The sequence below is a fragment of the Bryobacter aggregatus MPL3 genome, from assembly GCF_000702445.1.
In the GTDB taxonomy this organism is placed as follows: Bacteria; Acidobacteriota; Terriglobia; order Bryobacterales; family Bryobacteraceae; genus Bryobacter; species Bryobacter aggregatus.
The window spans coordinates 2960667-2974861 of sequence record NZ_JNIF01000003.1; the positions used below are offsets into that span (position 1 = coordinate 2960667).

At 58.2% G+C, this 14195-nt stretch carries 12 protein-coding genes; 6 read left to right on the top strand and 6 right to left on the bottom strand.

Translation table 11 applies throughout. The annotated features are described in order from the left end of the window. Positions 1-258: 258 nt before the first annotated feature. Both M017_RS0113855 and M017_RS0113860 read left to right on the top strand, forming a co-directional pair. A complete protein-coding gene (locus tag M017_RS0113855) occupies positions 259-738 on the top strand; it encodes a DinB family protein (protein ID WP_031498645.1) in 480 nt (159 codons plus the stop codon). Positions 739-809: 71 nt separating this feature from the next. Beyond that, positions 810-2693, top strand: coding sequence for an FAD-dependent oxidoreductase (locus M017_RS0113860; RefSeq protein ID WP_051670066.1), 1884 nt, complete (start codon positions 810-812; stop codon positions 2691-2693). A gap of 2 nt (positions 2694-2695) precedes the next feature. Here the strand turns inward: M017_RS0113860 and M017_RS30435 are convergent, their stop codons facing one another. Further along, the gene (locus tag M017_RS30435; RefSeq protein WP_272945392.1) at positions 2696-2830 is read right to left on the bottom strand and encodes a hypothetical protein; all 135 of its coding nucleotides are present in this window, start codon (positions 2828-2830) and stop codon (positions 2696-2698) included. A 111-nt stretch (positions 2831-2941) separates the two neighbouring features. On the opposite strand from M017_RS30435, the gene M017_RS0113870 reads away from it, so the two are divergent. From M017_RS0113870 to M017_RS0113885, 4 genes are read left to right on the top strand one after another with little or no spacing between them, the layout of a single operon-like run. Continuing rightward, positions 2942-6139, top strand: coding sequence for a TonB-dependent receptor (locus M017_RS0113870; protein ID WP_031498648.1), 3198 nt, complete (start codon positions 2942-2944; stop codon positions 6137-6139). Positions 6140-6167: 28 nt separating this feature from the next. Continuing rightward, a complete protein-coding gene (locus M017_RS0113875; protein WP_031498650.1) occupies positions 6168-6656 on the top strand; it encodes a molybdopterin-dependent oxidoreductase in 489 nt (162 codons plus the stop codon). An 11-nt stretch (positions 6657-6667) separates the two neighbouring features. Beyond that, positions 6668-7783, top strand: coding sequence for a substrate-binding domain-containing protein (locus M017_RS0113880; RefSeq protein WP_031498652.1), 1116 nt, complete (start codon positions 6668-6670; stop codon positions 7781-7783). Next, positions 7776-8807 carry an MbnH family di-heme enzyme gene (locus M017_RS0113885; RefSeq protein WP_031498654.1) on the top strand — a complete coding sequence of 344 codons (1032 nt, stop codon included), beginning with the start codon at positions 7776-7778 and terminating at the stop codon, positions 8805-8807. Before M017_RS0113880 ends, M017_RS0113885 begins: the two co-directional genes overlap by 8 nt. Here the strand turns inward: M017_RS0113885 and M017_RS0113890 are convergent. Genes M017_RS0113890 through M017_RS0113910 form a run of 5 tightly spaced genes read right to left on the bottom strand, consistent with a single transcriptional unit; the run spans position 8749 to position 14195 of the window. Next, positions 8749-9651, bottom strand: a complete 903-nt coding sequence (locus M017_RS0113890; protein WP_051670068.1) for an SMP-30/gluconolactonase/LRE family protein — start codon at positions 9649-9651, stop codon at positions 8749-8751. The two genes, M017_RS0113885 and M017_RS0113890, sit on opposite strands and share 59 nt — an antisense overlap. A gap of 24 nt (positions 9652-9675) precedes the next feature. Beyond that, entirely contained in the window at positions 9676-10587 is a 912-nt protein-coding gene (locus M017_RS0113895; protein WP_031498659.1) for a hypothetical protein, read from the bottom strand. 19 nt (positions 10588-10606) lie between these two features. Beyond that, positions 10607-11011 carry a hypothetical protein gene (locus tag M017_RS0113900; protein WP_031498660.1) on the bottom strand — a complete coding sequence of 135 codons (405 nt, stop codon included), beginning with the start codon at positions 11009-11011 and terminating at the stop codon, positions 10607-10609. Next, positions 11008-12342 (bottom strand): DUF1552 domain-containing protein, encoded by a 1335-nt coding sequence (locus tag M017_RS0113905; RefSeq protein WP_031498661.1) that lies wholly within the window; start codon positions 12340-12342, stop codon positions 11008-11010. The genes M017_RS0113900 and M017_RS0113905 overlap by 4 nt, the downstream gene beginning before the upstream one ends. Further along, the gene (locus M017_RS0113910; protein WP_031498662.1) at positions 12339-14195 is read right to left on the bottom strand and encodes a DUF1588 domain-containing protein; all 1857 of its coding nucleotides are present in this window, start codon (positions 14193-14195) and stop codon (positions 12339-12341) included. The genes M017_RS0113905 and M017_RS0113910 overlap by 4 nt, the downstream gene beginning before the upstream one ends.

The following is a 14195-nucleotide window of genomic DNA, read 5'->3' on the forward strand; positions in this document are numbered from 1 at the left end:
GAAACTACACAGTCTATCGAACCTCTCCCCATATGACACTTTTCATTGCCCAAGCTGACATCCGCGTAGCGCCCGAGCCGGCCTTGTCATTCCGATTCCAATTTCGAGACTCTGTGGTGTGGAGTGGTGAGGGAACCATCCTTCGGTCCGGCCGCAACTGCGTGGATTGTTTCACTTCCGGCACAGAATCACCCGGGCCTGCTGCCAGTCACTCCCTGTAGTCCTGCTACGATTCCTATACCGGATCTCACATACCCAGTGCGCCTGTCCATCCGCATCGCCGGACAAATTCGCCGCTCCGTCTTCCATGAAGGCTGGCACGGACCCGCTATCTATGAGGTGCTCCATGGCCTGGATGCTTCAAAATCCGGAGCGAAGACGCCGATTGCCAGCCATTCGATCTGGCAATTGATCCAGCACATGCGCGCATGGCATGAGGCGGTGCTCGACGCTCTCCAAGGCAAACCTCTCCCATCGAATGAAGAAGCAGAGCGTCTGGGTTGGGAGCCGATTCCCGATCTTTCGGAAGCTTGTTGGCAGATGGAACTCCGGCGCTTTCGCGATTGCAGTGAACGGCTCATCCAGCGCACCGCAACCCTCGAAGATAAAAAAATTAATGAGCAAGTGCCAGGACGGGCCTACGACATCGGCCACATGCTCCTGGGGGTGGCGAGCCACAACACGTATCATTGCGGCCAGATCGTTCTTCTGCACCGCTACCTTTACCTGCACAAGTGACTCGGTGAGGTCAGGAGAACCAAATGAGACAACCGCTCTCACGTCGAACGTTCATACGGAGTGCAGGCACTTTGCCCTCACTGCACGCCGCGCTTGCTGCACCCTCCAGCCAGCAGGCGGATGTGGTGATCTACGGCGCAACGCCCGGTGGAATTGGTGCAGCGGTGAGTGCTGCGCGTCTGGGGCGCTCGGTGATTCTTTGTGAGTATGAGGATCACATCGGCGGGATTGTCTCGAATGGCTTGACCAATGCCGATATCGGAAAGCGGCAGGCCGTCGGTGGGTTGTTCTACGAGTTCACGCGGCGCGTGGTCAAACGCTATGAAGAGCAGGACAGAAACGATCCAGCAAAGCCGAACCTGAAGCTTTGCCGCGATGGGTATTGGTATGAAGCGAGTGCCGCCGAACAGATCTTTCATCAAATGATCGAGGGCGAAGCTCCGCGTATCCGATTGCTGCTGCGCCACGAACTGGTGGCGGCGCAAGTTGATCGCAATCAGCTCACGCGCATCACATTGGAGAGCCGCCAAGATCCAGGGACCCGGATTGATTTGCGCGCGCCCGTATTCATCGATGCGACCTATGAGGGCGATCTCGCCGCAATGGCGAAGGTGCCCTTTCGCATCGGGCGCGAAAGTCGCAGCGAGTATCAGGAAGCGCACGCGGGCCGAATCTATATGCGCTTCCGCGACACTGCATTGCTACCCGGTTCCACTGGCGAAGCCGACCAGGCGACTCAGGCTTTTTGCTTCCGCTTTCATGTCACGAACGATCCGGCCAAGCGTATCCCTATCGAGAAGCCCAATGGCTACCAGCGTGCCGATTACGCTTTGACCCTTGAAGATCTCCGCGCCGGCAAAATTCAGCGCTTCCGCGATGTCATCCAGGTCTATCCGATGCCGAATGGCCGCTTTGAATTGAATAGCGATCACGCACATCCCGATACGGGAATTCCCCGTGAATCGCTGGATCTAGCTGAGGAGTGTTGGGCTTGGCCAACGAGTTCGCCTGCGGCCCGGCGCAAAATCTACGAGCGCTACCGTACGCACAATGTTGGCTTGATCTGGTTTTTACAAAACGACCCGGAAGTGCCGGAGACTGTTCGCCAGGATGCTCTCCAATATGGCTGGCACAAGGAAGAATGGCCTTCCAATCAGCATATTCCGCGGCAGGTCTATGTCCGGCAAGGCCGCCGGATTTTGGGCGATGCCATTCTGACGGAGCGCGACGCCGATGTCGATCCCAAGCTGCAACGCACCCGTGTCCAGCCAACCTCCATTGCAGTGATTGAATGGGCCTTTGATCCGCATGGACATCATAAATACGATCCGGCTCACCCCGGTGTTCGAGAGGGATATATCTTCGTCGAGCATGAACCTTTTCAGGTTCCCTATGGAGTGGTAGTGCCGCAGAAGATCGATGGTTTGCTGGTGCCTGTGGCCTGTTCCTGCAGCCACGTCGCCTACAATGCGTTGCGCATGGAGCCTGTTTTCATTGCCCTAGGCGAGGCTTGCGGCATTGCGGCTCATCTTGCGATCGACCGCAAAGTTCCCCTCCGGCGTGTGCCGGTCGATGCGTTGCAGACCTTGCTCGTTGAACGGCGGGGTGTGATCACCTTTTATGGGGATCTCCACTTTCAGGATCCGGCCTTTGCAGCATTCCAGTGGCTGGGCGCACGCGGTCTCAATCCTGGCTACGAGGCAAGCAAAGAGGAGAAACTCACTCAGCGCAACGCTGCCGAAAAACTAGCAAGAGTACTGTCCTTTGCCGGAAAAACATGGCAAATTCCGGCCTCTGCGACAGACCGTCCACTCAGCACTTCGGTTCTCACCGCTTGGCTTCAAAACGCAGGATACCTACGGCAATCGCAGCGAGCGGCTAGCGAGATGCTAGACCTCGCGCAATTCGCTGCGATCGTCTATGAATCGATCGCGCCTCTTAACGGCCAGAAGTAGCTTTAACGGCCCTTCTTCTTGTTCCGCCCTCGAGATTCATTCGATCCGATGGTATCGGCTGGCTTGGCTGCTTTCAGATCGCTGTGGATCGCTTTTTCAACCTTCGCTTTGCCTTTGGTGGTAGTAGTGGCTTTCATACCGAGAAGATGCTTCTCCTGCCCGTTTTGTTTCGAGAGGGAGTTCGGATCGCGCGGCAGGAAGCGGGAATCGTCGTGATAACATGACTGAGTCGTTCTTGAACGACATTCATGCTGCGGCAATTTCTTTGTTGTATTCTGTGCGCGGTCCCGGGTTTTGCCCAGGCGGGCCGTTCGGAACTCTTCGGTGCGATCCAAGACCCTGCTGGCCTTCCGATTGCGAAGGCACTGGTCGAAGTGGAAGATCAGGCCACCGCGACCCGATCCTCCACACGCACCGATGAGCGCGGCGAGTATCATTTGCTGGGTTTGGCTGCGGGGCAATATCTCCTGAAGGTGGAGCAACCAGGTTTTCGGCGCTACCGCCAGACCGGAATTCGTTTGCGACTCGCGGACCGGACTCTGCTAAATGTCACGCTCGAAGTGGGGCAGCCCTCCCAGTCCATCGAAATCACGGCTGCGGCGCCGCTGCTGCAAACTGCAAGCGGTGAGCTGAGCTTTCATATGGACGAGGGTAAAATTCTCACTCTTCCGCTGGATGGCCGCAACTTCATTCCTCTCGTTACGCTGGCGCCGGGGGTGGCGCTGCCCAACGGCCAATTCCTTCCCCGCATCAATGGCAGCCGGCCGCGCACGAACGAATACATTTACGACGGTATCAGTGTCCTGCAACCGGAGCCTGGACAAGTGGTCTACTACCCGATCATTGACGGCATGGCGGAGTTCAAGCTGAACATCAATGCTTACTCGCCGGAGTACGGCCGCTCCAATGGCGGCACCGTGATGGTGATTGGCAAATCCGGATCAAATCAATTCCACGGCAGCGCCTTCGAATTCTTTCGCAACGAGGCGCTGAATGCGCGGAACCTGTTTGCCCAATCAGGACCGAAACCACAGTTCCGCCGCAATCAATACGGAGTCACCTTAGGTGGCCCCATCGAGAAGAACAAGACCTTTTTCTTTGCCGATTGGCAAGGGACCAGGCTGCGCACCGGCATCACACGTTTCAGTGTCGTCCCGACGCTCACGCAACGTCAGGGTGTCTTCACGCAGGCGATCTTTGATCCGCTCAGTTCGCCTCGCGTGCAGTTTCCCAACAATACAATCCCGGCAAGCCGTATCGATCCGATCGCGGCGCAACTGCTCCAGCACTATCCACTGCCGAATGTCACGGGTGCGAATAACTTTGTCCGTACCGCGACCGAGCCGGACAATCAGGATCAAGCCGACTTCCGCATCGATCGCTACTTTGGCGAAAAGCACCGTGTCTTTGCGCGCTATACCTTCTTCCGTGACGATGACAACCCGGTCACTCCGCTCCCGGATGGCAGCGGCACTCTCAGCTCAGGGGTCATTGGACATGCGGTGACGCGCGGGGATGCACTTGTGGGCGATTACAATTGGGTACTTTCTCCAAACATTCTGAATCAATTCCGTTTCGGCTATTCGCGGCGCGCTTTAGATCAGACCTCCCTCCAGAATGGGGGCGTTACCATTCCCGGACTTCCCGCGAATTCCTTCAGTTCGGTACTGCCCATTTTCAGTGTTGCCGGCTTCCAGCAACTGGGGCCCACGACGGCAGCGAACTCGAAGTTCAGCACCTCCGTGACTGAGTTTCTCGATACGGTCAGCGTGGTTCGCGGGCGGCACACAATCAAGTTCGGGGCGGACATTCGCCGCGAGGCGCTGAGCGTGCTCAACCCTCCGAACCCAACAGGCTCTTTTGGGTTCTCGACAACCGGCACCAACAGTTCCGCTGTGACAGGAAGCGGCAACGCACTGGCTTCGCTCCTGCTGGGGCAAGTGAATGCCTTTAGCATTGATATCCAGAAAAATGTGATCGAGCCGCGTGCGCACATTGCAGAGTTCTTTATTGGCGATGACTGGAAGGTCTCTCCCCGCCTCACACTGAACATCGGCACACGTTACACGCTCAACTTTCCTTCGACGGAGCGAAATAATCAAGGGGCCGTGTTCAACCTGAATACGCAGCTTCTCGAGTTTCCTCACACCGCACGCAATCTGGAGTATTGCAACTTCGGTCCGCGTGTCGGGCTCGCGTATCGGATGGGCAACCATTGGACGGTCCGCTCCGGTTACGGCATGGTTTTCTCTGAGCAAAGTGGAATCACGACGCCGTTTACGATTCCCCAGTTTCCCTTTGTGCAAACGCTTGGGCAGCAGTCTCCAGATAACCTCAACGCCGCCTTTGCGCTCTCGAGTGGCCCTACGGTTCAAGTGACTGCTCCCAATCCCAACTCCGGTCTTGGGCAGGGTGTCTTTGGGGTTGATCGGACAAATGGCTCCGGCTATTCGCAGCAGTGGAATTTCACTGTCCAGAGAACGATCGGCAAAAACTGGAATGTCGAAGCTGCCTATCTCGGTTCCAAAAACACGCGGCTTGGCATTCCGGATGCGAACATCAACCAACTCCCCTCGCAGTATCTTTCGATGGGCACCGCGCTTTTGACTCGTGTGACGAATCCCTACTTCGGACAGATTCCGGCCTCGTCCTCACTCGGCGCTGCCACCCTGGCCCAGCAACAACTGCTGCGACCCTATCCGCGCTTCACCAACGTGGCGCTCTTTCGTGACAATGTCGGCAACTCGAGCTATCACGCCGCATCGATCAAGCTGGAAAAGCGGCTTTCTCGAGGACTCACGCTCAATGCCGTCTATACCTACTCGAAACTGATTGACGACGCCTCGAGCGTGTTTTCGCAAACCATCTTCACCGGCCCTGTGCTTGGCAACACGGGGGCGGCGGATGCCTACAATCGCCATCTCGAAAAAGATCTGTCGAGCGGTGATATCCCGCGAGTCTTCGCCATGGGCTGGGTCTATGAAATTCCGAAAGTGTGGAAGATTTCCGGCTGGCAGATTGCAGGGCTGCTGCGGATCCAATCCGGCGACACCGTCGCGGTCACACAGGCGACGAACAATAATTCGAGTCTTGGTTTTGCGGTCCAGCGTCCGAATCGCACCCGCAATCCGAATGAGTTGGACGGACGGAGTGTTGCGCGCTATTTCGACACTTCTGCGTTTGTGAGTGTGCCGCAATTTGTGATCGGCAACTCCTCTCGCAACCCCGTGCGGGGCCCCGGTCTCCAGAACGCCGATCTGATGCTCGGGAAAACTTTCCGCTTTCGGGAACAACTCCAACTGGAACTGCGCGCGGAAGCGTTCAACGTATCGAATACTCCTCCCTTGAATGATCCCAATGGCAGTTTCGGCAGCGCCGCCTTTGGCTCCATCACGAGCGCCGGCAATCCGCGTGTCTTTGAGTTTGTGGCGAAGATCCGCTTTTAATCAGGAGTTAAACTAGAAAGACAGTGTCATGAATACAAGACGTAGCTTTGTTTGCGCTCTGCTGCTGGCCTGCGGCCTTTCTGCCCAGGAGGCCCCACCCACAGTCCAGGTCAGCGGTGCTGTCCCGCAGCCTCTGACACTATCCGCCGAGGACTTGGCGAAGATGCCGCGCGCAGCAGTCAAGACCAATAGCAGTGGAATGGAAACCGCCTACGAAGGGGTTTGGCTTCATGAAGTGTTGAAGAAAGCCGGAGTGCCGCAAGGCGCACAGCTCCGCGGCAAAGCGCTGACCACCTATGTTTTGGCTGAGGCGCAGGATGGCTATCAGGTTGTCTTCTCGATTGGCGAACTGGATCCAGCCTTTATTGACAATGAGATCCTGCTCGCCGACACGGCAAACGGCAAACCACTTTTCGGCGCACAGGGACGTTTTCGTCTGGTGGTGCCGAAAGACAAGCCTGGCGCACGTTCGGTGCGTATGTTGACCAAGCTGGAAGTCGTGCAACTGCGAAAATAGCGGATGTGAAAATGCGCGTCGAGAATCGGCTGAGTCAGATCCGGAAGAGTCGTGGTGTCACTGCCACGGAGCTTTCCCGGCGGGTGGAAGTCAGCCGCCAGACGATCTATGCGATTGAAGCTGGCACCTATGTTCCTAATACAGAACTGGCCTTGAATCTGGCTCGCGAACTTGAGGTGACCGTCGACGAGTTGTTCTCGCTGGCTGGCGCTGCTCCGAAGTCTCCCGAAACTTTTGCCGCCGAAGTCCTCAGTGCCACTTCTGTGAGTAAAGGACAGCCGATGCGTATTTGCCAGGTGGGCACGCGTTGGGTGAGTGTTCCTGTGAGCGCGACGCCTTACTATCTGCCGGAGGCGGATGGGATTGTCAAAGCGCCGGCCAAGTCAGCGGCGAAGGCGGATTTGCTGGTGTTTGAGAAGCAAGAGGCGAGCCAGAAGCGGCTGATTCTGGCAGGTTGCGACCCCGCCACCGGTCTTCTCTCCCGCATGGTGGAGCGCATCAGTGGTGTCGAGATTGTCTCCGCTCCGGCTTCGAGCAAACTGGCGCTGACCTGGCTGACAGAAGGAAAAGTTCACATCGCAGGCTCGCATCTGGAAGATGCGAAAAGCGGTGAGTTTAATCTGCCCTTCTTGCGCAACGAATATCCAAACGAGGACTTCCTCGTGGTGACCTTCGCCCGCTGGGAAGAAGGCTTGGTGGTGGCCTCCGGCAACCCCAAAAACATCAATCGGATTGACGATCTGGCGCGGAAGAATGTGAAGTTCATCAATCGGGAACCCGGCTCCGGCAGCCGTGGCCTGCTGGAGCAGTTGCTGGAAAAAGCAGGCATTCCGCAAGCGAAAGTCCGTGGCTTCGATCGCATCGCTTATGGACATCTGGCGGCAGCCTACTGTGTTCTGTCCTTGGACGCGGATGTCTGTCTGGCCACCCGTTCCGCGGCGCAAACCTTCGGTCTCGATTTCATTCCGCTCCACAGCGAACGTTACGATCTGGTGATGCGCCGCCGCACCGGAGAGCTTCCGGCGGTCAAAGCATTTCTCGACGTGCTCCAGCGCGCCACGTTGCGGCGCAAGCTGGAAGTTCTAGCTGGTTACGACACCACGGAGACAGGAGCTTTGGTTGCCTAACTCTTTTGCTATCCTGCTGGCACTCACATTGGCCAGTGACTTTGATTGGAAGCTGCCGAAGGGCTTTCCGGCTCCTCCGGTTCCTGCGGCCAATCCGATGAGTGCGGCAAAGGTGGAGTTGGGACGTTATCTGTTCTACGACCGGCGTCTGTCGGTCAATGGCAAAACGAGTTGCGGCAGTTGCCATCGGCAGGAACTGGCCTTCACGGACGGACGGGCGCAGTCGGAAGGGACCACCGGAGAGTTACATCCGCGCAGCAGCATGAGCCTGGTCAATGTCGCCTATGCCAAGCGGCTCACCTGGGCGCACAACAGCTTAGATTCGCTGGAAGAGCAGGCGCTGGTGCCAATGCTCGGCGAGAAGCCCATCGAACTCGGTCTCAAGGGCGGCGAGACAAAGCTTCTGGCAATACTGCGTGCGGACGTTCGCTACCAGCGCCTCTTTCCGCAAGCCTTTCCCGGCGAGGCGGACGCCTTCACACTCCCGAATCTGACCAAGGCAATCGCTAGCTTTGAGCGCACCATTGTCTCGATGCGTTCTCCCTATGACCGCTATCGCTGGGGCGGGGAAGCCTCTGCGATCTCTGCTGCGGCCAAGCGTGGCGAGCTCTTCTACTTTTCGAGCGAGCGTGGCGGCTGCTTCCAATGCCACGGCGGTTGGAACCTGGGCGGCGACGCCTCCTCCATGTTCAATACCGGTGTTTCCGATTACGCGGCGCCGAATCGTGGTCTCTACGAGACGAGCCAGGTTGCCGAGGATGTCGGAAAGTTCCGCGCGCCGAGCCTCCGGAACATCGCTCTCACCGCTCCTTACATGCACGATGGCAGCCTCAAAACACTTGATGATGTGCTGAGCCACTACGCCAAGGGCGGGCTAAAAAATCATCCGAACAAGTCAACGATCTTGCGGCCTTTCGAGCTGACCGATCGCGACCGTGCCGACTTGCTCGCGTTTCTGAACTCGCTCACCGACGAGGAGTTGCTCCGGGATTCCCGTTGGAGCGATCCTTTGCCGCCTCGATAAACTCTCTGCCGGGCAGATCGGTGCGAAAACTCACCAGACGGCCGTGCTCAACCTCCGTCACGTAGACGGTCTTGCCATCGGGGCCACCAAAGGTCAGGTTGGTCGGCTTCTTGCCCAGGACATCGATCTCGCGCAGCACTTGGCCTTGCTGGGAAACCACTGCCACCGTGCCTTTGCCGTGCCGCGTCACGTAGAGATTCTCCTTGCTGTCGCAGCGCATGCCATCGAAGCCGAAGTCCGGAAACTCGATCAGTAGCCGCTTGTTCTGGAGCGTGTGATCGGGTTGGATGTCGAAAACCCAGATCTTTCGCTGCACGCTCTCATTCACATAAAGACGCTTGCCATCAGGACTCACCTCGATGCCATTGGTCGTGCCCATATCGCCCGCCACCTTCTTGATCTGGCCCTTGTGATCGATATGCCAAATCTGCCCCGTGCCATTCTGCCAATTGGGATCGCTTGCGTAGAGCGTTTCATCCGGCGCTATGGCGAGATCGTTCGGCTGGTTCATCGATGCGTTGTGCGCGAAGACGCTCACTTGCTTGGTGGCTGGGTCGATGCGCAATACGTTGTGGCCGCTGTAATCTGCGACAAACATCATGCCCTTGCGATCGAATCGAATGCCGTTGCCCAGTGATCCATCCGGCATCTCGATCCACAGCGACGCTGTGCCGTCGGGAGTCACCTTACCGATGGTGGGCGTGCGCTGAAAACTCACCGCATAGATGTTGCCGTTGCGATCGACGGCTGGCCCTTCAATCTCCTTCGTGAATTGATGCGGCGCGGTGAGCGGCTTCGCCGTCCAGAGTGGATCGGCGGCAAGAAGAAAAAGAAGTGGAAGCACAGTCTAGTTATAACGGGTTGGCACTTACTTTGCTATGCAGAATTTTGCTTCGGCGCTGGAGTTTGGGAACTGGAAAATGATTGTTGCATTCGTAAAATCCCCGGCTGCCACACAAGCAACGGACTCCTCTGTCAGTGTTGGGACCGTGAAGTTGATTTGATAGAGTCCGACGCTGCCCGGCGTCATCCCAACAAACTGGACCTCGGAGGAGATCGCTCCGGGCTGCGCGTCAAACCATCTGGGGACCGCGGCTCGGATCAGCATAGAGAAGGAGTATAGCGATGAGACCCGCGGCGCGATCGCAGGCGTCGGAGTGCCGGTTTGCACGGGTGCATCCGGCCGTCCCAGTCCGTATAGATAGGCGACCAGTGTCTCTCCTGCATGCGCCGGATCTTCCTCCGATACGGGCTTGCCGTTAGAATGTGTGATTGCGCTGCGGCAGTCTGGCCGGTAAGTTCCGTTCAGGATTGCCTGTGCATCGCAAGCCCTGATGACATGGGCTTGATCGGGCACAATGCGCACTCGGTACTCTGCGATGTTTGTTCCTTCACTCACCGAAATCACGCCGCTACCCTCTCCGGTGTCCAGTTCAAAGGGAATCTGAATCGTGATCGCCAACAGCCGCTGGCCTTTGCATCCACCGACGACGAAGACTGCGCCGCAAGTGTTGGTCGGAGCGATTCCGAGGATCGGCACGGCGAGGGTCTTCGTGGTCCGCAGCGACACTTGAACTCCGGCCAGTGGAGCGGTCAGGTCTGAGCCTGGAGCCAGTTGGGGCTCGTTCACTCCTAAGGCAAAGCCGGCCAGATGCAGCGTCAGCACCTGACCCGGAGCAACGCGAAGGAAGGTGGGCATGCGATAGCCGGCGAGGGGATCGGGTTCCTGCGCCACAAGGCAGGCCACGATCAGTGGCAACAACAGCAATCTGTGCGGCATGGGGCCCAGTCTATCGAAGTTAGGGCAAACGTTTGAGCCGGAAGCTATGGCGAGGATTGTTGCGCAAGGTGGCCGCCGCACCGGAGCCGGCGCGCGTCGAGGCTTCCCGCTCCCGCGTCAGTTCGATCTCTCCGTTTACCATGCGGCCAGTGAAGCGAATGCGGTTCTCGTTGATCTCGTTGCCACTTTGCTCCTGGCGCACCAGCAGGAAGCTGATCAACTCTCCGGCAATCGTACCCTTTGCAATCGGCGTGCTCTGGTAGTCGCCATAGAGCTTTCCCGTCAACACGGATCCCTTCTGTGTGAACTGAAAGGCGATGTCCTCCGTGATGCCAGGCCGGGGCTCAAAAGAGCCAAGCCAGATGCCATTGAAGTCTGCGCCAGACAGCGCCGTGGCTAGCAGGAGTAGCGTCGCGATTCTCATGTGTGCATCAGACCTGCCAGCGGCCCGGTGCTGTCTGCGAAGCGCTCGACCGGCGCGCCAAAGGCGTCCAGCATGGAGACATAGAGATTGGCAAGCGGGCTATCTTCGCCATAGACCAGATGGCGGCCCGTAATGACACGGCCTCCCCCTTTGCCCGCCAACACCAGCGGCAGATTGTGCGGATCGTGCCGGTCACCATTGTGCAATGCGGAGCCAAACAGAATCATCGAATTGTCGAGCACCGTCGAATCGCCTTCCTTCATTGCCTCAAGCTTGTTCAGCAGATACGCATACTGCTGCACATGCCAGTTGGTGATGATCTCGTACTGGCGCAGCTTTTCCGGGTCTTTGCCGTGATGTGAGACGTCGTGATGTCCGGCCGTCACACCTTCAAGGAAGCGGAAGCTCACATTGCTGACCGCATTGCCAAACATGAAAGTAGACACTCGAGTTGTGTCGCTCTGGAAGGCGACGGCGATCATATCGAGCATCAGCCGTACATGCTCGGCGTGATCGGCGGGCCGGTCTGTCGGCGCTGCTTTGAGGTCCAGTGGCATGCGGGACTTCCAGGCGCGTTGCGTCTGATTGCTCGAACGCTCGACCCGCTCTTCGAGCGATCGCATTACGCTCATATACTCATCCAGCCGGTGACGGTCCGCTACGCCTACCTGGGCACGGAGCCGCTTGGCGTCGGACTGCACACGGTCCAGCAGCAGCGTATCGAGCTTGCTGCCATTCTGCGGACCTGATGCGGCGCGATAGAGACGTTCATACACCGCCCGCGGATTCAGTTCCCGCGCGAGCGGCGTTGTCAGGCTGCTCCAGGCAATGTGCGAGCCATAGATTCTCGTATAACCCACTACCGCATCGACTCCGATCGCGACGGGTGTTACGCCGAGTTCGAGCGAGGGCAGCGGCGTCTGGTTCGCTACGCGCTGCGCCGCCACCTGATCCATCGAGATGCCGTTGCCAATGTCGGCGCCGGGCGTCTTCTTGATCGTGGCGCAGGTGAGGATCGCCGCCTCTTTCACATAGTGGCCGTCGCCGGCCTTCGAGCCTTCATTCCAAAGGTTGCGCAGCACGACGATCTTGTCCTGCAGGGGCGCGAGTGGCTTCAGACTCTGGGAGAGCTGGAAATCCTTTCCGGTGCCGGTGGGCGTCCAGCAATCGGGATTCACGCCATTGGGCATGTACAGCATAGCCATGCGCACCGGATTGGCCGCTTGCGCCGGAGCAGCGGACGACATCGCTTCCAACCACGGGAGCCCAAGTGTGACGCCCGCTCCACGCAGGAGGGAGCGCCGGGAAAGTTGGAGTTTGTTCTTGCTCATGGTTTCGCTGTTTCCTTGCTTTCGATGGGCCGCCGGAATGGCACGCTCAACACAATCTCTTGTACCAACACATCGGCTCGATAGCCGTTCTGCTTCACCTTATCAACGATTGCGTCCACGGTACAGGAGTCGCGTAAGGTTAAACCCCGCCCGAGTGCATAGCCGAGCATCTTATTGGTCAGATTGCGCAGCACGACGTCCTTCTTGTCGAGCAGCAGTTGCTTCAACTGGTCTGGCCCCTGGATGGTCTTTCCGCCAATCTGGCCGGAATTATCGATCGGCTGTCCGGCATCGCTGGTACGCCAGGCTCCCACCGCATCGTAATTCTCCAGCGCAAAGCCAAGCGGGTCGATACGGCTATGGCAACTGGCACAGGTCGGATTCGCACGATGTTGCGTCAACCTCTCACGCACCGACTTCGGCGCTGCTCCGGCGGCAGGCTCCTCAAGTGAGGGGACATTCGGCGGCGGAGGGGGAGGCGGCGTGCCGAGGATTGAATCGAGAATAAAGGCGCCTCGCAGCACCGGACTCGTCCGGTAGGGGTACGACGACACAGCCAGAATGGCCGGCATTCCGAGAACGCCACCGCGATTGCTGCCCTCGGGCAACTTGATCCATTGCGGCTGGCTGGCCGCATTCTGGTTCAGCGGCAGCTTCAATCCGAAGTGCTTCTCCAGCGTGCGCGTGCCGATCGTGTATTCCGAGTCGATCAAATTCAGCAGCGACATTTTCCGCAAGATCAGTTCGCGGAAGAACTGGATCGGCTGCATCCGGATGTCACCCCGCAAGTCTTCGCTCGAGGCGTAGAGCGGGAACAGCTTCTTGTCTGGCACCTTCTCGCCGCCCAGGTCGCGCGTGTGCAGCCACTGTTCGACAAAGCGTTTGGCGAACGTCATCGATCGATCGTTGCGCATCATGCGATCGATCAGCGGCAGCAATACCTTGGGATCTTGCAGCCGCCCTTGTGCAGCCAGATCCACGAGCAACTCATCGGGTTGGCTCCCCCAGAGAAAATAGGAAAGGCGCGAGGCTAACGCGTATTGCCCCGGTTCCTTGCGAAAGAGAAAGTTCGGCGAAACCAGCGCCGCGCGGATGGTGAAGAAAATCGCCGGCTCGAAGGCTTCCTCGTTCTTGCGCGCGGCGCGGAAGAGTTCGAGATAGGGCGCGATGTCCTGCTCGGTGACGGGACGGCGGAAGGCACGAGGCAGAAAGGCCGCAAGAATCTGATGAGCCGCCTGATCGGCCGTGACCCCAGGCCCAGGCTTCGCAATCAGAATGCGCGCCCTGCTTTTGAATTCCTTTGCGGCAAAGTCTGTGGCCAGCTTCGCTGTCTCGAGATACTTTTCCGAGTGCAGCGGCGAAAGAAACAAAGTCTCAGCCGCGTTGTCGAATCCCTCCCCGCCTGCGCCGTCCGCTGGCAAGGCGTGGCCGATATCGAGATGAATATCAAGCAGATCCTGGACCGTATCGGTATACTCGTCGCGATTCAAGCGGCGCAGCGGATTCGGTCCGGCAACAATGCCCGCTGCACAAGCTTCGGTATGCAGTGTCGTATCGACCCAATTCGCAAAGCGTTCCCGTAGCGCAGCGCTTGGCGCCGGAAGTCCGCGCGGCGGCATGTCGCCGTTTTCGATCCGGGTCCGTAGCCGGACCCAGGAATGGCTATTCGCAAGAAACGAAGCCGTATCTTTGACGCGATCGAGATGGAATCCGCCTGCCGGTGTCTTGCCTGTGTGGCAGCCCTGGCAATAGGTCTGCAGCAGGGCCTGTCCCTCCTCGAAGCGAAGGGGCGTGTTCTGAGCCGTGAGCGGTATGGTGGAGGCGACGAAAATAGCGAGAAAATAACGATTCAC